This is a genomic window from Clostridium sp. HCP1S3_C6, assembly GCF_052066735.1.
Taxonomy (GTDB): Bacteria; Bacillota; Clostridia; order Clostridiales; family Clostridiaceae; genus Clostridium.
Window position 1 is genome coordinate 1 of sequence record NZ_JBQHRN010000038.1, and the last position, 21,374, is coordinate 21,374.

Here is a 21,374-nt window from a genome sequence, read left to right on the forward strand (position 1 = left end):
GATTAACAATATTAATACATCCAGCAAAACAATTTAATCCATGTATATAAGTAGTATCTTGCATTAATTCATACATAGCATCACTTATAGTAGTTAGATTAGTACAATAAGGATACATAGAATCATAATCTATTTCATTTGAAACAGTTCTTGTTGTTTCAAGTGCACCAGAATAAGCAAACATAAAGTAAACTTTTGTAATATTAGTTGGAATATCTATTCTGTTACTTAAATTGCTACAATTTTGAAAACACCATGATGCATTTATTGCTGTTGCGACTAAATTGCTAAAAAATTCTGCAGGTAATTGTAACTTAATACAACCATAGAAAGCTGCTTTTAAATTTGTTACATTTATAGGGCATTTTGTTACATTTGAAAATGTAGCTGAAGTACAGTTTCTAAACATACCTTCCATATTTGTTAGATTAGTTAAATTTATTAAATCTCTAAAATTCTCCATATTTGTACAATTATAAAACATATCAGATGCATTTTCTAATGAACTTGGCCAATAAATATTTGCATTAAGACTGCTACAATCACAAAACATATTAGATGCGTTTTTAATACTATCTGGTAAAACTATATTCTTACCTTTTGCTACTAATCCTGTACACCCTTTAAACATTCCCTCTGCATTTTCTAGCTTATTAGATAAATAATCTATTCTTACCAATTGCACACAATCTCTGAACATACGCTCTGCACTTGTAATACTATCAGACATATAGCCTGTATATTGTAATTTACTACATCCATCAAACATAAAATCTGTCTGTTCCATAGATTCTCTGTATGATCCAGTATCCAATAAACTTGTACACCCAGCATACATATCCCTACAGTCTTTTATTTTTTCTCCCAAATTAGCAGGATAAACAAGACTTGTACATTGTTTAAACATACTATTCGCAATAGTAACTCCTAAAATATCCCCTACTTTCTTTAAATTTTTAAAATTATAAAAACTTGAAGTGCAATTTTCAATTACTTCATTCAATTTAACAATTTCAATAAGACATGCTCTCCATACATTCCCATATGTGGATGATGTATTAGGTGTATAAGGTGAATTAGTTTTAATCGTATAGGTACCTTCTTGAGCATAAGTATGAGTAAGAGAATTATTAGTAGTTCCATCCCCCCAATCTGTAATAATTGTAGTTCCATATTTGCTCTTTAGTGCAAAAGTTTTATCTGTAGAATCTAACAAAGTAGTATCTATAATATAAATACTTTCGTCTAATGTAGCACCTCCACTACCTTTTTCTAAATTTGTAACCCTGTTATCTAAATTATCAACCTTTAAATTTACATTTGTAATATTTGACTCTAACTGATTAAGATTATAATTCATGTTATCTAATTTATAATCATAATTTGCAAATTTATTATCAAACCATCTTTCAAGGGTTATTAAATTAGTTCCAATATCAACAGTGTTATTAGTAGGATTATTAGGATATTCTGTCATTCTAACAATTCTAGCTTTTATTTTTTTGCCACCAACATTATCAATTAATGTTACCGCATCTCCTAATTCATAACTTAAAAAATTATAATAACTATTTATCTTACTTAAATCAGCCACAGTACACCTATAAGTTATTGAAGGTTTACTCATTTCATCTAGTTTAGCTTTTGCATCTTCTGTAAGACTTGATAAATCTGTATATCTTTCATCTTTCCATATGTAATACTTCTTTTTATTACTATATTGATGGTTTTCAAGGGTAACACTTATATCTTTACCAAATGCCTTTATTCCTGTATAAAAGTCATCACTATTACCTTCTGTATCTAACTTTATTAAATTTAGTTGATCAGTAAAATAAATTCCTTTATCGGTACCTAATTTGGTGTAGGCATTAACAATTTTATTAAGACTATCTAGTTTAAATTCAACTCCATATGTTGTTATGCATTTTTTTATTATTTCCCACGCATCAGTAACATCCATTAATTCCATGGTCCTTTTTGCAGTTTCAGGACAACTACCTATGCTCCAACCACTACCATCAAGTGCTAAACTTAAACAATTTTGAAGTGTTATAGCTCCATTGTTGAATGTTTCAAAAACATTACCTTCTAAACCTTCAATGTTTAAATAAGCTTGTACAGATACATTATCATCGTTATCCCTTTTATTTTTTACTACAAACTCATCTGTATCGGTTTGAATATATCCTTCATAATCAATTATTTCAGCTAAATTTTTAGGATAACAAAAAGAAAGTATCTTATCTGGAGTAGATAAAACACTTTCTATACTTAGTTCACTATACCTAACCAATATATCTATTAAATTGTGATTGTTGTCATATAATGCTAATTTCAAATTAACCACCACCTATATATATCTTGGTTTATAAGTTATGCTACCATTAACCGCAATACTAAACGTTATGTTATTGGCCCCACAATTGAGTGAAGGGAAATCTTTCAAATTACTTTTACCAAATGCATTTACATTGTTTTCTAAGATTACGCACTTGAATCCATCAATAATTACAGTTCCATTAACATTTGTAAGAGTTATATTGTTCTCTGATAAACCAGTAATTGTAATTGTTGTTGCAGAAGTTAAATTTAATGTTAATTTACAAGGAGTTTTACTAGTACCACCTACATTAATTGTTTTACTTGTAATGCTAGATAAATTTTCGATTTCTTGATTGCCTTCCGCAATTCCATATAAATTTATAGTTAGCATCTGATTTCCTGGCATTATATCTTCAATTTCAACATCACCATTCTGAATACAATTATAAGTAATATCCTCTATATCATCAAATTTTATATTGCATTGGCATAATTCCTTTATTAAATTACTTTTCATCAGTTCCAATTCATTATTGTTGGTACATACAACATCAAGTACCAATTTTATAGGTTTAAATTTATATTTTCCAGTATAGTAAATAGGTTCTAAAAATTGATTTTCCCACAACGAAGTAATATCTATCGTTGCCGGACCTATAACTCTTTCAGAAAGTTTAGCTTTAAAAATCTTTATATTTTTATTATTTATCTGCAAAATTAATCACCTCCTGAAATTGTAAACTAAATCGGTATTCATATAAGAACTTATACTTCTACTAACTTTTTTGCCATCTAAATTAACATCAGTTTTTATATTACCAACACTAGAACATATATCTTTATTAACTTCATCAAGTTTATTACATATATCTTGGTTATTGATACTGTTAATTGTATTTAAATTATTTGACATAGTTATATCTGTTGTTAATCTTGCATTTTCAATCCCTATGGTATTAGAAAGTTCGTTGTACAATTTTGTTATATCATCACTTGTAAGGCTATTAATAAGCTTACTCATTGTATTTTTAACAGTTTGTTCTTCATCTCCAATTCCCTCTGCAATACCTAAACCTAGATTTTTACCTATTAAATCTCTAGTTTTCCTTGAAGGTGAATGAATATCTCCAGCTTGTTGACCTGATTGAATTGCTCTATTTATAATTGCAGCACCAGCTTGCCCTACTGTTGCTGTACCTTTTGCCATACCAGTAGCAACACCTAAAGCTAAGTTTTCACCTATTTCTTGCATTTTTTCTTGGCTGTTGTTAGCGGCATTAGTTGCTGAATTTTTAATTGAATTTTCCATTGTTTCTGATAAAACAGATGTTGCTGACACAAAACCATTAACTATACCCACACCTAAATTACTACCAGCAACATTTGCATTTTTTGTATTACCGTTGGCACCCCAAATTACAGCGTTTCCCAATGTAGCCTCGGTAGCATTATTAACATTAGGGGCGCTAGCATTTACTCCGTCAGCAGTGGAATCTCCCAAAACCTTACCCCAGTTAAACCCTTCATTTAATAAAGTTTCCCTGATGTTAGGGTCAAGTTCACTCATTGTTTGATTGTATTGGCTTATGATTTGACTAGCTGTTTCCTTGTTTCCATCATTAATTGCCTGTGCATACGCGTTTCTTAATAATGATAATGTTTCCCTAGCTTCATCTAAAGTCATTTGGGAACCGTTTTTAATGCCAGTAGCAAGATTGCTATACATTTGATACATGGTTTGGTATGAACCTTGTGCATATAAAGTTGTTAATGCATCATAATTTTTAATGTCTTTTTCAGAATCATCAATAGTTTCTTGTAATGAATCAATACTATCTTTAGTTTCATTGATTTTTTTGTTTATTTCATTTCTTGCTTTTACCCTATCAGATGCATTTGACCACATGTTATCTATGTTTTCTTTTTTTTCTTCTAACTCTTTAAGATCCTTTTCTAGCTTTTCTAAATCTAAATAATTGCTAGTTCTATTTTTTAAAGCCTCTTGATATTGAGGTTTTAACGCCTCTAAAATAATATCTGCTTTCTTTTTTTGTATAGTTTCGTCAATTTTTTTAGATAACTCATCGTACTTCTGAATTACGCCATCTACTTGCTTAATTTCAATTCCGGTAGCATCATGTAACTCTTTACAAATAAAATCTACTCTTCCTTGATATCCATCCTTAACTTTTCCGTTAGCATCAATCAGGCTATCAAGTTCTTTTTTCAAGCTTTCCAAATATGAAGTATCTGAAAAACCTTTTTTCATGCTTTCTTCTGCTTGTTCTCCAAGTTTTTTATAACTCTCGCAATGTTCATTGACTTTATCAATTAATTTATTGTGTTCTTCATATTCATCTTCTTGTGTTAATTTGTAACTTTCTGCAATTGCAATTACACCCGCAATAGCAGCAGCTACTAATATATATGGATTTGCATCGCAAACACCATTAAACAATGCTTGAGCAGTTTTAGCAGCAGTTACCGCAACTTCATAAGCCTTAAAAGCCCCAACAACACCAATGATAGCTGGTCCTAGAATATCTAAATGTTCTGAAAGTTTTCCTACAACCTCTAAAAAAGGTTTTATTAACTTAGTTGCAAATCTAAATGCATTAGATAAAGTATTTTTTATAGTATCCGCAAATTTATCAATTTCTCTATCAAAACTATAACCAGTAATGGATTTTAATAATGATTTTACTATACTAGCACCTAAATCTATCACTTTAGGAATTATCTTTTTCCCACCATTAACAACACTAGTAACTATCTTTATCCCTGCATCTGCAAGTTTTGTAGAATTATCACTTAATCCATCAATAAAATTATTAACAACCTCTACACCTACATCAATAAAAGTTGGTAAGAAATTAGCAAATTGTACTGCAACATCTCCTAAGATATCGCCTAATTTAACAACCATTCCCTCTAATCCATCAGCTTTAAATGCATTGGTAAGTTGATTAACCATATCAATACCATTTTTAACTACATCAGTTAAAGGATTGTTAATGCTTTCATAAAATTCTATACCTAAACTTTCAGTTGCGGATTTTAAAATTGTCATTTGACCTTGTAGATTATTAAGTCTTGTTTCTGCCATTTCTTGAGCCGCACCGTTGCAATTATCTATTGCATTTGTAAGTTTATCAAAATTCTCTTGGCTATCATTTACTATTGCCAATAATCCTGACATTCCATATTTACCAGCTAAAGCAGCCGCAGTTGATACTTTCTCCTCTTCACTAAGTTTAGAAAAACTACTTCTTAAATCTATCATTATTTGTCTTAGTGACTTCATATGCCCTTGACCATCTGTTAAACTTACTCCAAGTTTATCCATGGCACCTTGCATATCTTTAGTAGGCTTTGACATATTGGTAAGGATTGCTCTTAATGCAGTACCAGCTTGGCTAGATTTAATACCTGAATTGGCCATAGTACCTAGCGCTATAGATAAATCTTCACAACTAAATCCTAAAGCACCAGCTAATGGTGCTACATACTTAAAAGAATCACCCATCATACCTACATTAGTATTACTGTTAGTTGCAGCTGCCGCCAGCACATCAGCAAAATGAGTTGACTCTTCAGCTTTCATACCTAATGCTGTCATTGCATCTGTAACAATATCAGAAGTTCTAGCTAGATCTTCACCACTTGCAGCGGCTAAATTCATTACACCTTCTATACCATTAAGCATATCTTGTGTTTTCCATCCAGCCATACCCATATATTCAAAAGCTTTTCCAGCCTCGGTAGCGGTAAATTTAGTTGTTCTACCCATCTCTTTAGCTTTTTCAGTTAAAACTTCAAAGTCGCTACCTGTAGCACCACTAATAGCTTGTACTGTTGACATCTGCGCTTCGAAATCGCTACCAACTTTTAATGAATATCCTGCTGCTCCAGCTAAAGCTGTTGTTACTCCTTTTATTGTACTTTTTAATACGCCAAAACCTTTGTTTGCAATACTTGATATTCTTGAAATACCACTTTCAAGTTCTTTTGTGTTAAGCTGGGTATCAATCACTATCTTTCCATCCGACATATTCTCACCACCTTTTTGCATAAAAAAATAAACACCTAGAAATTAATCTAAGTGTTTACTTTAAATAAATATTAGCTATCTAATTTTTTTGTGATTAAACATTTATTCTTGTTGTTTTCTACATTCTCTAATAATTCACAATTATCAGCACCTAAATATTCAACAACTTTACTTTTAATCTGTTCATAGAATACTAAATAAGTTGCTCCTTCTTTGCTGTCTTCATTATTTATTTCAATGTCAACTTCTTTTATATTACCACTGTATTTATCACATATTATTTTTAAATCAAATCCATTAAAATCCATAGAAGTTCCATAAACAGAATATTTATCATCACTATTTATTAATGGAACTGCATATATTTTTAAATCTAAACCTGATACTATTAAATCGTAATATTTAACATCAAAAAATACATCTTTTTTACTTCTTGATTGCACTTTTATGCTAATTGTATTGTTATAATAATATATTCCAACAGTTCCTAAAATGGCAATTAATATAGCGACCATTAAAAATATTCTCTTTTTCATTAATTATCATCCCCTTATTAAGGATAATATTATCATATAATTTTGGATATGTCCCCAATATTACCACCATTTAACAGAATGTTATTAATTTCATCTAGTTTTTCTTTATCTTCTTTTGGCATAGGAATTTCATATATTTTCTTCATTTTTTTATAAAAATCCTTCTGACTTTTATCTTTTATTTTTGATAAATCTATACTTCTATATTCCATTATTTTAACTATCTTATTATTGTCATTTAAAGCTTTAAATAACGCTTTGAATTTCCACCAATGCAAATACTCTATATCTTGTAAATCAATGTTATATTGGCTCATAAAGGCACTGTAAATATAATCTGCATCATAGTTTAAGTCATATATTTTTGTTTTGCTATTTCCACTACTATTATTGGTATTGCTTTTGCTATTTTCTTTTTCGTTGCCACAACTATAAAACCATATTATTTTGTTAAATCCCTCCATAAAGTTTTCAGGAATTACAGGATAATATAATTTCAAGCTTTCAATAAGTTTACTGACTTCGTCAATATCGTTTTTTAACATTGTATTTTCAAACTTAATAGAAGTACGAAAATCGCTATTTATAACATATTCTGTATTATCAATAACAACTTTTTGAGGCAATTTATCAATTAAGATTGACATTATTTTTTACCATTTTTATGTCTACTGATTACTTTATCAACATAGACATTAAATTCTTTATCTTGTCTATCAATTTCATCGTTTATTGCCTCAAAAACTTCTAGTGCAACTCTAAAGTTTTGTTTGCCTTTAAAAATATTTTGTGATACATCTTCCCCGTATATTTCTGATACAAAATCACTAACATCATCACATATGGCTTTAGCTTTTTCAATAGCAGTTCCTTTAAAATTACTCATATTGTTCATTTTGTTAGCTATTTTTTCTTTTTCATTTTCTATCTTTTCTCTGATATCCATGTCCATTACATCAATGTCTGGAATTTCAACTCCATTTAATTTCATAACAATACCTCCTAATTAGTTGTTATTTATGCAACATTCCAAGTTTCAGCCAATGTTGCAGTTTTTAAAGTTTCACCATCTTTAAATGTAAAGCTTGTAACATCTGTTGGTATTCCTTTAAATTTGTTTTCAGACTTATCAAATGTTATTTTACTATTACTTATTTCAGTTACATCCCCAGTAGCATTATAGGTAAATTCTAGTGTCTTACCTGTAAAACCTTCAGTAAAAGCTTTTGTTTCAACATTAAATGTTCCAATTATAGGATCACCAATACCTAAGAAAGAACCACTAATTCCTAATTCACCATCATTATCAGGAAATTCATCCACTTGAATAGCTACTTTGAATTTTCTGGCATAAAAAGATTTGCTATCTGTTGATGCTGGCTTATCTAAATCAACTTTGCAATATTCAGTTTCGGCTTCAGCTCCACTCTTTAATTCTTTTCCGATAGATGCTATATATTCTATAGCTTCATCACTTTGAATTTGATCGCCAGTAAAATCATTTTGCCATTTATATCCTGTAATAGTTTGAGTACTTGAACTTTCATTTACATATCTTTTTTCTTTTGTTTGAGCATTAGGTTTCTCATCTAACCCTGTCCAACCAGTTCCTAAAAATACAAACGCCTTATTTATTTTTAAATAATCAGCTTCAATTTTTCTTTTTCTAATTGACATTTACTATCACTCCTTTAATTTTGAATAATAAAAAAAGAACTCCTGGAGTTCATTACTTTTTCATATAAATCATTCTACATTGTATTTGATACCTAGCGGTGTCTACGTCAGTTTTAAAAGCATAACCATTAGTCATAGCCTCTATTTTTAAAACTTCTTTATCATCACCAATAAAAGGTAAATTATCATTATTGGTTTGTTCTTCTAACCATTCTGCAAAATCTTCATAAAAACCGCTATTATTAATGTTATCTATAACATCTTCTGAATAGCTTTCTCTACTGGCAAATACAAAAACATATTGCCTTTTGCTACTGCCATCAACATATTTCTGTATCACAACATCAGATGGCACTTCTTCAATTGAATAAGTTGTAGGTTTATCCTCCAGATAATCAACATTAACTTTTACAGCTTTATTATATTTTCTTAATGCTGGACACTTTCTTATATATGTCCTTAATCCATCAATAATCATTTGGATTTACCTCCTACATAATTTGCAATTTCTTTTGTCAAATCACTCATTCTATCAGTTTTCATTCTTTCACACCATTGCTTACCTCTAAGACCACCATATGATGTACCATCTCTACCCATACCTGCATTTGAATAGAATTGCTTAGCTGCATAAGGTGCCTTATATGTAACTTTATCTTGTGCAATTTCAACTTCCACATCTTTTAAATTACCAGTAAGAAATGGAACATATGGATTCATGTATTCTGCACATTTTTGCGAAAAATATTTTTGACCAGTGCTATCTAAATGTCTTTTAGTTAAAATCTGACCTACTGGATTTAATTTTACCTTTATCAACATTATTCACATTCCACCTCCATATGATCACTCCATAATGTAACTCCCATAATAGTAACTACATCGTCATAATCTTCTCCTAGTTTTTTTAATGTATTTTTAGTTGAATATTCAAAATCAATATTTCCTTTAACTATCTTATCTCCAGTAGCAAAAGTGAAATATTTACTTCTTTCTTCTTTTTCTAGATTTAAAAAAGCTTTTGGTGAAATATAATTATCTAATTTATCTATAAATATAATGTAACTATCATCAGGAACTGTTCCGGTAGCACTAGAAATGTTGTTTGATACCCTTGCAGCCTTTTTGCCTTGCCAATCAACATTTTTTATTAGTGTTTTTTGATACATATAACAATCATTATCAATATCATAATATTTATTATATAAAGTTATATCAGTATTAGGGAATAATATCATACTATCACCACCTAATAAACACCCAAAAAAGGTGGAGGCAGTAAAGATTTAATATTGTCAGTTATGGTCCAAGGCTTAAATGAAGTATCAAATGCAACTCTACTATTTCCTTCTTCTTTTTCGACTATCCCTTGAGTCAAAACTGCATTAATACTATTTGATTGATTAATTAAAGAATCTATTGCTATAGCAAAATTTTCTTTAATGTAATCATCAGTCCATTTAGCTTTATTCCCTACATTAAGATAATTTCTTATTGCTGCTATTGCTTTATCTTCATCTGTATGTTCCATACTACCCCTCCTTTGTAAAAGTATTGACTACTTTTTAAGTTTAGCCAATACTACTTTTGAAGTGTTACTTAAAGCTGCCACATAATGCTTGTCTGCTGAAATATCAGTTTTTCTGCTTAAAGATACTCTATCAGTTTCAACATTTGTATCTCTCTTAAGATAAATAGTTAATGCTGGAGCATCTTCTTCTGTTTCGCTATCATTTTGTAATTTAACAATTGGGTTAAAATATACTGCGGTAGTTGACTTTTTAACTGTATCTCCAACTTTTGCGTTTGGTAAAGAAGGAGTAACATCAGCTAAATTGACTTGTTTTGTTGTAGCTCCTGAAGCAACTATGGTTAAAGCATTACCATCACCACCATCAATTGGAGAATACCATTCTGAAAATTCTTTAACTTTCTTTGATGGGACAATTCTTGTGTTGGCAATTCTACCAATTTCGCCAGTCATTATAACATTTGTACCTACTCCATATTTATCAGCAGAAATAAAGTTACTATCTTTTCTTAATTTTGTAACTTGCTTAGGGTTTATGAACATTACCTTTTCTGTATTAACTTCTTCGTCGAATACATCAATAGCATCAACAATTCCATCATATGCAATTTGTGATGATGAACCATCATAAAATAATTGAGCATTATACAATGCATCCATGCAATCATTATCCACTTTAGATGCTATAGATTTGGCAATTTGGTTATTTGTTTCACCTATTGGATTACCATAACCACTTAATACTGCTTCATCTGTTAATTCAACTGCTTTCATAGCTTTCTTAACAGTTACTTGTGTAGTACTTGCAGTAAGTTTTACAGTTTCAGCAGCAACACCTTCAGCAACATCTACTGCATCACCAATATATGCATATTGTGGAACTGTGATTGTATCTCCAGGTTGTCCTACAAGAGTAGTATCAACCTTTGCAAATGGTGCTACCACAATTTTTTTTGGAATTTTTGCAGAAATCATATCTGCCATTACTTCCGGATTTATTAAATCCGCTAATTTTGTTGTTAAATTTGACATTTATATCACTCCTTTTTATTAATTAGAAAGTTGATCATATGTAGCTTTGTCACTATTATACAAATCAACCCTTTCTTTATAAGTCATTTTATCGAATTGCTCTTTTGTGATACCACCAGCAGATGGTGTTGGCGGTTCGTAGTTGCTATCACCTAATTTTGCTTTAATGGCACTAGCATTACTATTAGCAATTAAATTTTTAAAGAATTCAATATCATCATCAGTTTTTACATATTTCGCTAAATCCTCTGATAATTGTACTTCTTTCAATTTACTTCTATTTGTTTCTATGAGTTTGTTTTGAGCCTCTTTTTCTTCCATTGAAGTTAATTTATCTTCAAGTTCTTTTATTTTTTTCTGTTCTTCTGTCATTCCCTCGCCTATCTTAGACTTGTAGTATTCTTCTTGTAATTTTGGTAGTTCTTCTTTTTTGAATTTTTCTAATGCATTAGTTCTTGCAGTTTCAACTGCTTTTTGTGAATAAATATCACAAATACTGTCTCTCCAACTTCTACCTTCTCCATCTTTGCACCAGTTCTCTACTGCATCACGTGTTAAAGGCTCTTGAAAAGACTTAATTAAGCCTTTTACTTCTTCGCTTCCTTGATTTTTATTAATATACTCTGTAATTTCACTTACATTTTCTATTGCCATAATTAATCCTCCTTACTCTAACACCACCTGGTACTAGAACAATTATTTTTTGTATAAAAAACAAGCAGTTTATTATGTCTTACTTAGGACATAAAAATAAGCCTTAGTTTCCTAAGACTTAATTGACTATTCTTTATCAATCTACCTTTTCCCAATAGCACCTACATCTAATATGTTCAGGCAAATTAGGTGCCTCGTTAATAAAATAAACAGTTCCATCTTCACTTGCACAAACATCACATGTTCTAGCATCTAAAACTGCACATCTTCTTACTTTTTTAATTCCCATTCTTTTGTAACTATTTATTTTCAGAGCGTTTGTAACTCTTGCAATTTCATTTTCAAACAATCTCTTGTCTTTATACCAATCATATTTGATAATCTTGGTTAGTTTGTCTTTAATATCATTAATTGAAATATCACCATTAAGAAAATCTTTTACTGTTTTCATTAATTTTTTGCCAGTATCCGATTTGTTTTTAATAAGCCTATCTAACCAAGTCTTGTTATCAATCTTTTCATTAATAACTTTTGTTAATTCTTTAGAGTTACTCCAATTTAAGTTTTTCAAAACATTATTAATTGTATTTTTTCTATCCTCCAAGGATTTATTTAAGCTAGTTTCGATTGTTATCTTAATGTCAGTTTTAGCATTTACTTTTTCCTTGTTGGTCATTTTCATGTATTCTTGAACCACCAGGTAGGTAACTATAATTATTGCAATTTTATTAATCAATTCTTCTTGCAATTCATTATCCAACTCCAAGCCATCAACATTACTGTATAATTCTTCTAATTCCTCTAAAGAAAAATCATCCATCTTGTTCCTTGGCATGGATATCTAAAATTTCGTTATCCATTTCTTTTTTCATTTCTTCATCAATTAATTGTTGTTCCCTAGAAGGATTATACATAAAACTAAATAATGATCTTGCAGTTTGCTTACTTAATATACCTTCAGGTAATTGGCTAATTATCTGAGCAGTTTCAACATCGTTTTTAGGTAGATTGATTTGAGGTCTAATTTCAACATCTTTATAATTAAAACTTTTGTTTTTCTCAACATCTAAAAATCTAAACAAACATCTTAATCGCATTTTAATACAATTTTTCAAAGCTGAATTTTGTGTCATGATTTTTAATCTTAAACAGTTTAATCTAGTACTCAACATACTACCACTGGTATTCGATTGTACATTTTCTTGATTATCTATATGTTGCGCAACTCTGTATATATCTTCCTTTATTGCATCTCTATATTCCTTCACAAAGTTTGGATCTATGTTTTTAATCAACCATTCTGCTTTACCTTTTGCATCTGGTATCTGTAGTATGCCTTTTTCTTTCATTTTAGCTGCATCTTCATCGTCTAAACTCAAGCCATAAAGAGCTAAGTAAGCTAATCTTGTATCTCCAATTTCGTTTCCCCAATCACTGTTAACATAATTGTAAGCATCTTGGAGAGAACCAAGATTATACCCTAATGTATCATAAATTCCATTAGGTAACTTTGCGACACCCACAGGACAAAAATTAAAATAATGAGGTTTTTTTAGTTCTTCACCATTTCTATTTTTTAATATATTAAAATCAGAATCCATTTCGTAAATATATTCATCGTCAACAAAAAGTATATAATCATTGTTGTCTAACTCTTTTTTAAAGAAATACATGAAAAGTTGTACGTTGCCATTGCTATCCAAATATCCGTACCCCTCCATTGGACTTAAAACCTTTATGTTAAATTCATCATTGTTTTTATAATAAAACTCATATGCGGTTGAATAGATTAACATATTAGTTGCAAGTTCAACATCAATTGTTGCACTGACACCGTTAAGTACATTTTCAATATATGCAAGACTTTCTCTGTTGGTTTTATCAACATAATTAACTGGTAAACCAACCATAAAACTTACTTCTTCATCAGTAAAACATTTAATAAAATTGTCAGAAACAATTCTGTTGCTCCTGTCAGTTTTGGGATATTCTCTTACAGACTTAGATCTTCCAATATAATAATTAAAAAGTTCTGTAGCTTTACCTTTCCGAGCGTTGTATTCCATTTTCATTTTTGATGCAATTTCTTTATTAAACTTCAAACTTTTTTCACCTTCTTTAAAAGAGTAATTTCCTATCAAGCAGTTTGATTTTTACACCTTGTGAGCCTATATGATCCATCACGGAATATCTAAACCCATCAAGACCATGGTTATACTTGTCGATAGGTTTGTTTATGTATTCATTACTTTGTTTATCTTTAATCCATGTATAATTCTTAAATTCCTCTATTATATTTTTACAACCTGGATGAACATATACCTTATATTGTTGTATTAGTTGTATTCCATTAACAATACTGTCTCTTCCTTTTAAAGCACCTACAATTCTCTTACATCCAAGCCTTTTTAATTCCTCAATTGACTTTGGTTCAGAACTATCACAAACAATTCTCTCGCCTGCAACTCTGTTTTCAACATACATGTTATAAATGTCCTCATTTGTCATGCCTCTTTCAAAATGTTCCTTGTATATCCAAATAATTTTATCAACATCATCAATAACGCTACATACTAATGTTGTTGGGTCATTTGTATACCCAAAGTCAGTTCCAAATATAGCTTTTCTGTATTTCTTTTCCTTTAAAACCTCCATGTAGTCAAAGGTTAATTCTTCCCAGTTCGTATAAACTAGTTTATCCAAAGTGGCAAATTCCCCTAGCGCATAAATCCTATAATAAACAGGATTTGTTTTCCCCATTTCTAATAAGTTATCAATATAGTCTTTAGGTAGAAATTTGTTATCTTTATAGGTGGTTTTCAAAACCATTGTATTAGCTAAATCGGTTCTAACAGAACTGTCATTTTGATTGAACCATCTTTTAAATACCCAATTACTTTTTGATACTGGGTTAAAACTACAAAATATCTGATTGTATGGTTTTTTACTTCTAAGTCTTAAACATAGCTGGTCAAAGCTAAAATCATCAATTTCAGTACATTCTTCCACCCATATATCATCAATATTGGCAATTGACTTAATACGCTCAGGATCATCCAACCCTTTAAACAAAAATATACTTCCATTAGGTAGTTCAATTGTTAAATCTGTTTTATTAATTTTACACATTTCATAAATTTTCCAATTTGCTAACACACTTTTAAAAAGTGCAAAACAACTATCTTTTTGAGTTGCTTGTATTCTTCTTACAATTAAGCATTTACGATTTGGAAAACTTAAATATTTCTTCAATAATTTTTGAGTAATAAAAACAGATTTCCCGCTACCTGCACCTCCATAGTACACTTCAAATCTCTTCCCATATTGTTGCAAGTAAGGCAGATATGCATCATTGAATATTTTTTTACTAATCTTTATATTTATCCCAACATCATCATCTCCTTACTAAAATTAAAAATTCCACTACCAGAAGCAACTCTGGTAATGGAACCAATTTGAAAAAGGGGGATTTTATTCGACTTACATAACACCATCAGGATTATCTATCTAATTAGGAGGTTACATAAAATGGTTTTTGATAGTGCTAATGCGAATTGCTTTATTTGCCACCTACAAGCCGTTTAAGGGTTTCTTTAATTCAAATGATTAATTCATCGCCCAAATACAAATATCTACTCAAATAGAACGAGAAGTGCCTTAAAATAAATTTGTAGTGGTAAAGGCCTTTTTATTTGAAAAAATATTTGTATGAGGTACGGCCCGGTTTTACCCCTAAAAATAGAACGTACCCCATCCTTGCGCCCAGTCACACATAGGCAAACAAGCTATAAAGCTAGTAATAGCAAGGGTTTACAGTATGGCTAGCAAAGCAGCAGAGGTATAAACTTAGCACATAATATTTATTTTACGCTAAGTTTTTTAAAATACATTTTGATTTAAATGGCTCAACCACGCCGTTTGTTAAACGTTGCTTAGTGTAGTGCTGCTTGGATCGTTTAAAAGTCCATGTCTGATAGACACATTAACTAATCTTCTAGATCAATATTGATAGTTTTATTAGTCTGCTCTACTTCTTGTTTATCAACCCAGCCGTAATTGTTCTTAAGAGCGAATATAAGACCAATTGGAGTTGTGGTACCATTTACTAGCTTATCTTCTAAACAACTCTCTATGAAGCGCTTAGCCTCTTTTATCGTGTTAACAAAGCCACGTCTCACCGCATCAGGATACTGTTTCAACCTATCGCATTCAAAACACTTCTCATAGTTTATTAAGTCTGTTCTGTTCATATCAAGCACATAGCCCAAGCCAGTAACAGTTGGTTTCTTTCCTTCTTTTTCACATTCATTAAAATACTCAACAATTATTTTTTGCATATCTTCAGGATTTTCATATTTAGCTGGTCTGCCTCTATACTTCATATTCTCACCTTCTCTTTTTGATTTTATTACCCCTCTCGTCCTCTCTAACGTCATTTTAATATTTTAATGATAGATTTATCATATAAAAATAAATAGTCTTAAATCGAGTGATAAAGGGCATAAAAATAAGAGGGCTTTAATTCCCTCTTTGATTTATTTTCTATGATACTATAATAACACCTATAAAGCGTTGAAATCAGTACGTTTGCAATAAATTAGTAATAAATATTAAATAATAAAAAGTGTCAATAGATGGCCTATATCAAGTAAGATTGTAACTTATCTATTATTCTTCTGCGAATCTTAATGCAATTATCAGATGTCATATTCATTTCTGCTGCAATGTTAACCCAAGTTCTTTTGTCTTTGCTGAAATATCTTAATTTTACAAGCTGTTGTTCTTCTTCTTCCAGTAGTGGTAGTGACATATCTATTAGTTTCTTTTGGTACTGAAGATCTTTTATTTCTTGTTCTATTGTTTTTATTTCTCCTGAATCTCTAGCAATAGTTTCGTTCTCTACAACAGAATTAAAACTATTAGTGCTAGATATTTTATCTTTAGAATAATCTAATCCAGATACAGTTATGTCATCTCTCAGCTTTTCTAGTTTAAATTGCAAAATATTGATCTTGCTATCTATATATTTATAATCATATAGCATTTTTTCTGTTTGCTTAAATTCATCCTTCAAATTTTCCATCTCCTTTTTATGTCTGTAACACTCTGTTACAAAAGTGTAACACCCTCTAAGCTAGTGATAGCAACGTTTTAAAGCCACTAAAATCATTTTGTTACACTTTTGGAAATACATATATGTATAACTATATAAATATACCGTATTTATGACATTATATGGTAATATTCGTATTTTTCCCTATATGTATATATATATTTATGTAACATTGTAACATATATATATATATATATATAAAGCCAGTCATACCAACGGTTTCGATGTGTAACAAAAGTGTAACAAAAGTGTAACAAGTGTAACAAAATAACCATTTATTGCTAATTATTTACTTTATATTACATTACCCAATTATTTACAATTTTAAATGTTACATTTTTGTAACGTTTTTGTGTTACATTTTTAATCTATACAAATTATTTTCTTTGTGCAGGATTTTCCGCCTCTATAAATCAAATCACCTATAGGCATATTTAAAACATCAGAATATTTCAATAAAGTTTTGCGTGATGGAATTACAAAGCCATTCTCGTATTCTGTTATTGTTTTTTCTGTTATACCTATTTTGTTGGCTAATTTTTTTTCAGATAGTTCCCATCCTTTCCTATAGGTTTTTAATCTTAATGCTATTTCCTTATTAAGTTCGTTGCAATTTTCAAATTTCCCTATTACAGATGTATCTACAATATAATTAAATTTTATATCCAATATATCTAATAGCTTATTTAACAATTCATTTCCAGGGATTCTTGAACCTTTTTCGTAGTTGCACAAGAACGATCTTTCTATTCCTAACATATTGGCAAAATTAGATTGTATAATGCCTTTGCTTTCCCTATATTTTTTTATTTTTTCTCCTAATGTTTTGTCAACATTATAATTAATGTTTCCATTTATGCTTTCTTGGTGGCCTAAAACATAAAACACTTTATTATTTATAAACCATATATTTTCTTTATTATCTCTACATACTAAAGTCTTATTAATGTCGCTTAACTCAAAAATTATTTCTTGATTAATTAAATTTTCCATATTAATTTCCTCTTTCTTATTTATCTTTTTTATATTCTATCAAGTCACCTATTTTACAATTGTAAAAATTACACAATTTATCTAACACGCTAAAAGATATAGATGTAGTTTTGTTATTAGCTAACTTGTGTAATGTTGAATATGAAATACCTGTTTTATTTGAAAGCCAGTTCAAATTTCTTTCGTCTTTATCTAAAATATGTTGTATCTTTATTATTATCATATATAAAATACCTCCTTTGTATTATGCAATAATTATATCATATAATTAATAAATAATAAAGTTTTTAAAAATATATATTATAGTGTTGACACTATATTTTTTATATTGTATAATAAAAACAAGTTAAGAGATAAAAATATTTAAGGAGTGATTAAAATGGATTTAAAAAAGATTAAAAACTACTTGCCAACAAAACTTTACAATGCATTACTTGAAGGAGAAAATGCTGAATTTGTTAAAACTGAAAAAGAAATTAAAGTTGATGGACTTAAAGGAGTAAATCATTATAAAATAGTAGTTTACTACAATCAAAAACACGAAGATGAGAGAGGCGAATGGTGGACTTTAGAAGGTAAGTTAATAGATGAATTTGATTATAGTTGGGATGATATAGAGGCAGATGGAGGAATATCAGAAATCAATAAAGATATAAATGAATGTTATGGAGTTGTAGCTTAGGGGATGTTAATCCCCTACTTTATAAATATGATTTTTAGGAGCGTGATTTATTATGAAAAATAAAACATTAACAAAAGAGATTAATAGCCAATTAAAAATTAAATCTGTAAAGGGATTTAATTTTGGAAATAATAAAATACAATTTACTGCTACTGGAGGATTAGGATTATATCATCCAACACTAGGCTTTGTAAGTTTTAGTAAGGACAAATACGGAATTAATGTTCCTTACACACCAAGAGGAGGGAGAAAAGCTTTAAAAGAAATTCTAGATAATGGAGGATTAATCAAAAACAATACAATAGAATTTGCTAAACCATTATAAAATTAGGGAGCAATCCCTCAAACATATTTTTGAAAGGTGTGATTATTATGAAAAATGTAAAAATTTATTATGCAAATGGTAATGTTATTCCTGATATGATTAGCGGATCTGATGCATCTATTGTTAGACATTTTAAAAATTGTAATGACATCTATACAAAGCCAAAAGATCACGTAGATAAAGTTAAAATTGGCAGAAAAATGTACAAACTATTATAGGATTTACATTCCAATATGGTAATACTAAAACACAAACTATTATAGGTGGTGTGATTTGATATGCTAAAGGTAGAAATCCCACGAGATAAAGAATTAATTAAAAGACAGATAAAGGCTCTTAAGTACATAATTGAGATAGATAAAGCCAACAACAATATGCTGGATTTTAAAATACACAAACAAGCCTTGTTGGAACTAAATAAAGCATTAAGGCTAGATTAATTTTCTAGTCTTATTTTTTTATATTTTTAAAAAACTTTAACAAAAAGTATTGACGTACTTTCAAAAGTACGTTATAATATAATTGTAGATAAGGAAAGGGGATGTTAGTTATGAAATACGATTTAAAAATGGTTATGAAAAAAGCTTGGGAATTAATGAAAATGAATAAAGGATATTTATTTAGCGAATGTCTAAAAGAAGCTTGGAGAGCTGCTAAAATAAAATCTAATGAAATAAAGACTTGGTTTATATCTAAGAACTTTACAAGTGATGAACAATTCATAGCTGACTGTTCTGAAAAATCTATTGAAAAAGAAACCCAAAAAGCTTGTTTAGTTAAATTTAATAGTAAATATGGTGTTATGAAAAAATGGGTACCTAAATCTTGTTTTTGTACTGGATTTGATTTATTAGATGAAATAATTGAAGATGAAAAAAGAGAATTAGCAATAGTAAAATATGAAAGATTATTAGTGTGGGCATCTAAACAAGGATTAAAAGTTGGGAATAGACCAAGAAAGAAAAATTTAATTGCAAAAATAATCAAAAATGGTTTAAATGTTCCCAAATGGGCATTTTAATAAGTATCAACGTAAAGGAGTGATTTTATACAAATGAAAAGTAAAGTTACGTTTAATAAAAGTGGGAGTGGTTCTGTTAGTGGCAGAGTCACTATCCCGAAAGAATTTTTAGAAATAATGAAAATAACAAAAGAAGATAACAATATAAATATAACTTATGAAGATAATAAAATAATTTTAGAAAAATTGAACCAGGTAAAATAGTATAAAAAATATTAGGAGTGATTAATTATGAAATTAAAAGATTTAATTGATAACATTATGAACAAATTAAATTTTAACGAATTAGAAATAAGAGAAAATAATGCAGGATGTGACTTTAAAGGCACATTAGACCACTACAGAAACATGATAAAAGACAGCATTAAAGAAAGTGCTTCATATTTTAATGAAGAAGAATTTGATATAACTGACGAATCTATAAAAGATATTGTTGAAGAAATACAGGAAAGAATCGACAATGACTATAGTTGTGAAGAATAAAAATAAGGCTAGTAGGTGGATAATCACTTGCTAGTCTTTTCTATAAAAAAAGGCTAAGGATTTACCTTAGTCTTTAATATATTTATTTTGTTTTTTCATCCGTTCCACCCATAAGACCTTCATTTATATCATCAAAAATTACTGGTATCTTTTCTTTGAATTCTTTTAATATCATATTAGCTATTTCTCTTGTTTGAGGATGTGCAGCTTTATCACACCTTAATAAAAAGAAATGTCTCCACTCCCTTAGGTTCATTGTCATTACAATTTCTGTTTTAATTGAATTAGGAAGAATACTTCTAGCTTCTTGTGGAGTTGCTCCACACTTCACCATGGCAAAATATTTCTTCTCTATTTCTTCGCAAGCTACTTCAAAAGTATCCATCATACCAGCATCACATTTATCACTAAATATTGGTCTTATAAAAGTAAGCTCATTTCCGAACTTATCATTAGAGTAGTTACAATATCTTGTACTTTCCTGGCTATAACTTGCTATTCTGTGTCTTACAATTTCATGTGTTACTCCTCTATCACATATAACTCTAACGGAAATATTAACATGTTCTAAGACTGATTCATGTCCTCTAGCTATAATAGATTTAACAAATCTTTCTGCTGAATCTTCTGTTATATTCCCTTCACTTTTATAGCAAACTCTTCCTATTCTTTCTATTTTCTTTAGGATTTTTTGTCCATCTATTTCATCTTCTAATTGAACACTTGGATTTATTATTTTCATTTATTTTGCCTCCCAACTACTGTAATTCTGATTTTTCTTCTAACCAGTTAGCATAAGATTTTAATTCTTCTGCTACTTCATCATCAATTACTCCCTCTTTTTCAGCTTTATTTATGAAATTTTCAATTATTATATTAATAGTTTTCATTTATTCTTCCTCCTCTTTATATAACTTTGCATATTTCCACGAAGTAGTTTGGTTGGTTGTA

Annotated in this window: 29 protein-coding genes; 7 read left to right on the top strand and 22 right to left on the bottom strand. The window is 29.4% G+C overall.

The features are described 5' to 3' along the window. From ACTNAO_RS11205 to ACTNAO_RS11300, 20 genes are all read right to left on the bottom strand, one after another. On the bottom strand, window positions 1-2,341 hold a 2,341-nt coding region (locus tag ACTNAO_RS11205; protein ID WP_441048073.1), incomplete at its 3' end, for a phage tail spike protein. Window positions 2,342-2,353: 12 nt separating this feature from the next. Then, a complete protein-coding gene (locus tag ACTNAO_RS11210; RefSeq protein ID WP_441046220.1) occupies window positions 2,354-3,040 on the bottom strand; it encodes a hypothetical protein in 687 nt (228 codons plus the stop codon). Between the two features lie 6 nt (window positions 3,041-3,046). Further along, a complete protein-coding gene (locus tag ACTNAO_RS11215; RefSeq protein ID WP_441046219.1) occupies window positions 3,047-6,376 on the bottom strand; it encodes a phage tail tape measure protein in 3,330 nt (1,109 codons plus the stop codon). Between the two features lie 71 nt (window positions 6,377-6,447). Next, window positions 6,448-6,912: a hypothetical protein gene (locus ACTNAO_RS11220; RefSeq protein ID WP_441046217.1), complete on the bottom strand. Its 465-nt coding sequence runs from the start codon at window positions 6,910-6,912 to the stop codon at window positions 6,448-6,450. A gap of 32 nt (window positions 6,913-6,944) precedes the next feature. After that, on the bottom strand, window positions 6,945-7,559 hold the full coding sequence (locus tag ACTNAO_RS11225) for a bacteriophage Gp15 family protein (protein WP_441046215.1): 615 nt from the start codon (window positions 7,557-7,559) through the stop codon (window positions 6,945-6,947). Further along, complete coding sequence (locus ACTNAO_RS11230; protein ID WP_441046213.1) at window positions 7,559-7,903, bottom strand: DUF6673 family protein; 345 nt, start codon at window positions 7,901-7,903, stop codon at window positions 7,559-7,561. Before ACTNAO_RS11230 ends, ACTNAO_RS11225 begins: the two co-directional genes overlap by 1 nt. A gap of 26 nt (window positions 7,904-7,929) precedes the next feature. Further along, window positions 7,930-8,589: a hypothetical protein gene (locus tag ACTNAO_RS11235; protein WP_441046211.1), complete on the bottom strand. Its 660-nt coding sequence runs from the start codon at window positions 8,587-8,589 to the stop codon at window positions 7,930-7,932. 52 nt (window positions 8,590-8,641) lie between these two features. After that, window positions 8,642-9,067, bottom strand: coding sequence for a chloramphenicol resistance protein (locus tag ACTNAO_RS11240; RefSeq protein WP_441046209.1), 426 nt, complete (start codon window positions 9,065-9,067; stop codon window positions 8,642-8,644). Beyond that, window positions 9,064-9,411: a minor capsid protein gene (locus ACTNAO_RS11245; RefSeq protein WP_441046208.1), complete on the bottom strand. Its 348-nt coding sequence runs from the start codon at window positions 9,409-9,411 to the stop codon at window positions 9,064-9,066. The genes ACTNAO_RS11240 and ACTNAO_RS11245 overlap by 4 nt, the downstream gene beginning before the upstream one ends. Then, window positions 9,411-9,827, bottom strand: a complete 417-nt coding sequence (locus ACTNAO_RS11250) for a DUF6751 family protein (protein ID WP_441046206.1) — start codon at window positions 9,825-9,827, stop codon at window positions 9,411-9,413. Before ACTNAO_RS11250 ends, ACTNAO_RS11245 begins: the two co-directional genes overlap by 1 nt. 11 nt (window positions 9,828-9,838) lie before the next feature. Continuing rightward, window positions 9,839-10,120, bottom strand: coding sequence for a hypothetical protein (locus tag ACTNAO_RS11255; RefSeq protein ID WP_441046204.1), 282 nt, complete (start codon window positions 10,118-10,120; stop codon window positions 9,839-9,841). 27 nt (window positions 10,121-10,147) lie between these two features. Further along, window positions 10,148-11,152 carry a N4-gp56 family major capsid protein gene (locus ACTNAO_RS11260; RefSeq protein WP_441046202.1) on the bottom strand — a complete coding sequence of 335 codons (1,005 nt, stop codon included), beginning with the start codon at window positions 11,150-11,152 and terminating at the stop codon, window positions 10,148-10,150. A gap of 18 nt (window positions 11,153-11,170) precedes the next feature. Further along, on the bottom strand, window positions 11,171-11,806 hold the full coding sequence (locus ACTNAO_RS11265) for a capsid assembly scaffolding protein Gp46 family protein (protein ID WP_441046200.1): 636 nt from the start codon (window positions 11,804-11,806) through the stop codon (window positions 11,171-11,173). A gap of 136 nt (window positions 11,807-11,942) precedes the next feature. Further along, entirely contained in the window at window positions 11,943-12,626 is a 684-nt protein-coding gene (locus ACTNAO_RS11270) for a minor capsid protein (RefSeq protein WP_441046198.1), read from the bottom strand. Continuing rightward, window positions 12,619-13,908, bottom strand: coding sequence for a phage portal protein (locus ACTNAO_RS11275; protein WP_441046196.1), 1,290 nt, complete (start codon window positions 13,906-13,908; stop codon window positions 12,619-12,621). The genes ACTNAO_RS11270 and ACTNAO_RS11275 overlap by 8 nt, the downstream gene beginning before the upstream one ends. Before the next feature lie 16 nt (window positions 13,909-13,924). After that, entirely contained in the window at window positions 13,925-15,112 is a 1,188-nt protein-coding gene (locus ACTNAO_RS11280) for a PBSX family phage terminase large subunit (protein ID WP_441046194.1), read from the bottom strand. 680 nt (window positions 15,113-15,792) lie between these two features. Continuing rightward, complete coding sequence (locus ACTNAO_RS11285; RefSeq protein ID WP_441046193.1) at window positions 15,793-16,188, bottom strand: terminase small subunit; 396 nt, start codon at window positions 16,186-16,188, stop codon at window positions 15,793-15,795. A gap of 257 nt (window positions 16,189-16,445) precedes the next feature. After that, a complete protein-coding gene (locus ACTNAO_RS11290) occupies window positions 16,446-16,880 on the bottom strand; it encodes a xanthine dehydrogenase (protein ID WP_441046191.1) in 435 nt (144 codons plus the stop codon). A 402-nt stretch (window positions 16,881-17,282) separates the two neighbouring features. After that, the gene (locus ACTNAO_RS11295) at window positions 17,283-17,912 is read right to left on the bottom strand and encodes a helix-turn-helix domain-containing protein (protein WP_441046189.1); all 630 of its coding nucleotides are present in this window, start codon (window positions 17,910-17,912) and stop codon (window positions 17,283-17,285) included. 16 nt (window positions 17,913-17,928) lie between these two features. Further along, window positions 17,929-18,135 (bottom strand): helix-turn-helix domain-containing protein, encoded by a 207-nt coding sequence (locus tag ACTNAO_RS11300; protein WP_441046188.1) that lies wholly within the window; start codon window positions 18,133-18,135, stop codon window positions 17,929-17,931. Window positions 18,136-18,291: 156 nt separating this feature from the next. On the opposite strand from ACTNAO_RS11300, the gene ACTNAO_RS11305 reads away from it, so the two are divergent. The 7 genes from ACTNAO_RS11305 to ACTNAO_RS11335 all read left to right on the top strand — a co-directional run bounded on the left by ACTNAO_RS11305 (window position 18,292) and on the right by ACTNAO_RS11335 (window position 20,423). Then, entirely contained in the window at window positions 18,292-18,594 is a 303-nt protein-coding gene (locus tag ACTNAO_RS11305) for a hypothetical protein (RefSeq protein WP_441046186.1), read from the top strand. Window positions 18,595-18,646: 52 nt separating this feature from the next. Next, a complete protein-coding gene (locus tag ACTNAO_RS11310; protein ID WP_441046185.1) occupies window positions 18,647-18,919 on the top strand; it encodes a hypothetical protein in 273 nt (90 codons plus the stop codon). Window positions 18,920-18,966: 47 nt separating this feature from the next. Continuing rightward, window positions 18,967-19,137: a hypothetical protein gene (locus tag ACTNAO_RS11315; protein ID WP_441046183.1), complete on the top strand. Its 171-nt coding sequence runs from the start codon at window positions 18,967-18,969 to the stop codon at window positions 19,135-19,137. Between the two features lie 60 nt (window positions 19,138-19,197). Continuing rightward, window positions 19,198-19,359, top strand: coding sequence for a hypothetical protein (locus tag ACTNAO_RS11320; protein ID WP_441046181.1), 162 nt, complete (start codon window positions 19,198-19,200; stop codon window positions 19,357-19,359). 110 nt (window positions 19,360-19,469) lie between these two features. Continuing rightward, on the top strand, window positions 19,470-19,940 hold the full coding sequence (locus ACTNAO_RS11325; protein WP_441046179.1) for a hypothetical protein: 471 nt from the start codon (window positions 19,470-19,472) through the stop codon (window positions 19,938-19,940). A 33-nt stretch (window positions 19,941-19,973) separates the two neighbouring features. Beyond that, entirely contained in the window at window positions 19,974-20,144 is a 171-nt protein-coding gene (locus ACTNAO_RS11330) for an AbrB/MazE/SpoVT family DNA-binding domain-containing protein (RefSeq protein WP_441046178.1), read from the top strand. A gap of 27 nt (window positions 20,145-20,171) precedes the next feature. Then, the gene (locus tag ACTNAO_RS11335; RefSeq protein WP_441046176.1) at window positions 20,172-20,423 is read left to right on the top strand and encodes a hypothetical protein; all 252 of its coding nucleotides are present in this window, start codon (window positions 20,172-20,174) and stop codon (window positions 20,421-20,423) included. Window positions 20,424-20,505: 82 nt separating this feature from the next. On the opposite strand, the gene thyX is transcribed toward ACTNAO_RS11335, so the two are convergent. Both thyX and ACTNAO_RS11345 read right to left on the bottom strand, forming a co-directional pair. After that, window positions 20,506-21,165, bottom strand: coding sequence for an FAD-dependent thymidylate synthase (gene thyX / locus ACTNAO_RS11340; RefSeq protein ID WP_441046175.1), 660 nt, complete (start codon window positions 21,163-21,165; stop codon window positions 20,506-20,508). Between the two features lie 16 nt (window positions 21,166-21,181). After that, window positions 21,182-21,313 carry a hypothetical protein gene (locus ACTNAO_RS11345; protein ID WP_441028357.1) on the bottom strand — a complete coding sequence of 44 codons (132 nt, stop codon included), beginning with the start codon at window positions 21,311-21,313 and terminating at the stop codon, window positions 21,182-21,184. Window positions 21,314-21,374: the final 61 nt, after the last annotated feature.

Excerpts from the sequence above, each read along its gene's own strand:
- ACTNAO_RS11215 (WP_441046219.1), bottom strand. The coding sequence starts at position 6,376 with ATGTCGGATGGAAAGATAGTGATTGATACCCAGCTTAACACAAAAGAA.
- ACTNAO_RS11220 (WP_441046217.1), bottom strand. The coding sequence starts at position 6,912 with ATGAAAAAGAGAATATTTTTAATGGTCGCTATATTAATTGCCATTTTA.
- ACTNAO_RS11225 (WP_441046215.1), bottom strand. The coding sequence starts at position 7,559 with ATGTCAATCTTAATTGATAAATTGCCTCAAAAAGTTGTTATTGATAAT.
- ACTNAO_RS11230 (WP_441046213.1), bottom strand. The coding sequence starts at position 7,903 with ATGAAATTAAATGGAGTTGAAATTCCAGACATTGATGTAATGGACATG.
- ACTNAO_RS11235 (WP_441046211.1), bottom strand. The coding sequence starts at position 8,589 with ATGTCAATTAGAAAAAGAAAAATTGAAGCTGATTATTTAAAAATAAAT.
- ACTNAO_RS11240 (WP_441046209.1), bottom strand. The coding sequence starts at position 9,067 with ATGATTATTGATGGATTAAGGACATATATAAGAAAGTGTCCAGCATTA.
- ACTNAO_RS11245 (WP_441046208.1), bottom strand. The coding sequence starts at position 9,411 with ATGTTGATAAAGGTAAAATTAAATCCAGTAGGTCAGATTTTAACTAAA.
- ACTNAO_RS11250 (WP_441046206.1), bottom strand. The coding sequence starts at position 9,827 with ATGATATTATTCCCTAATACTGATATAACTTTATATAATAAATATTAT.
- ACTNAO_RS11255 (WP_441046204.1), bottom strand. The coding sequence starts at position 10,120 with ATGGAACATACAGATGAAGATAAAGCAATAGCAGCAATAAGAAATTAT.
- ACTNAO_RS11260 (WP_441046202.1), bottom strand. The coding sequence starts at position 11,152 with ATGTCAAATTTAACAACAAAATTAGCGGATTTAATAAATCCGGAAGTA.
- ACTNAO_RS11265 (WP_441046200.1), bottom strand. The coding sequence starts at position 11,806 with ATGGCAATAGAAAATGTAAGTGAAATTACAGAGTATATTAATAAAAAT.
- ACTNAO_RS11270 (WP_441046198.1), bottom strand. The coding sequence starts at position 12,626 with ATGGATGATTTTTCTTTAGAGGAATTAGAAGAATTATACAGTAATGTT.
- ACTNAO_RS11285 (WP_441046193.1), bottom strand. The coding sequence starts at position 16,188 with ATGAAGTATAGAGGCAGACCAGCTAAATATGAAAATCCTGAAGATATG.
- ACTNAO_RS11295 (WP_441046189.1), bottom strand. The coding sequence starts at position 17,912 with ATGGAAAATTTAATTAATCAAGAAATAATTTTTGAGTTAAGCGACATT.
- ACTNAO_RS11300 (WP_441046188.1), bottom strand. The coding sequence starts at position 18,135 with ATGATAATAATAAAGATACAACATATTTTAGATAAAGACGAAAGAAAT.
- ACTNAO_RS11305 (WP_441046186.1), top strand. The coding sequence starts at position 18,292 with ATGGATTTAAAAAAGATTAAAAACTACTTGCCAACAAAACTTTACAAT.
- ACTNAO_RS11310 (WP_441046185.1), top strand. The coding sequence starts at position 18,647 with ATGAAAAATAAAACATTAACAAAAGAGATTAATAGCCAATTAAAAATT.
- ACTNAO_RS11315 (WP_441046183.1), top strand. The coding sequence starts at position 18,967 with ATGAAAAATGTAAAAATTTATTATGCAAATGGTAATGTTATTCCTGAT.
- ACTNAO_RS11320 (WP_441046181.1), top strand. The coding sequence starts at position 19,198 with ATGCTAAAGGTAGAAATCCCACGAGATAAAGAATTAATTAAAAGACAG.
- ACTNAO_RS11325 (WP_441046179.1), top strand. The coding sequence starts at position 19,470 with ATGAAATACGATTTAAAAATGGTTATGAAAAAAGCTTGGGAATTAATG.
- ACTNAO_RS11330 (WP_441046178.1), top strand. The coding sequence starts at position 19,974 with ATGAAAAGTAAAGTTACGTTTAATAAAAGTGGGAGTGGTTCTGTTAGT.
- ACTNAO_RS11335 (WP_441046176.1), top strand. The coding sequence starts at position 20,172 with ATGAAATTAAAAGATTTAATTGATAACATTATGAACAAATTAAATTTT.
- thyX (WP_441046175.1), bottom strand. The coding sequence starts at position 21,165 with ATGAAAATAATAAATCCAAGTGTTCAATTAGAAGATGAAATAGATGGA.
- ACTNAO_RS11345 (WP_441028357.1), bottom strand. The coding sequence starts at position 21,313 with ATGAAAACTATTAATATAATAATTGAAAATTTCATAAATAAAGCTGAA.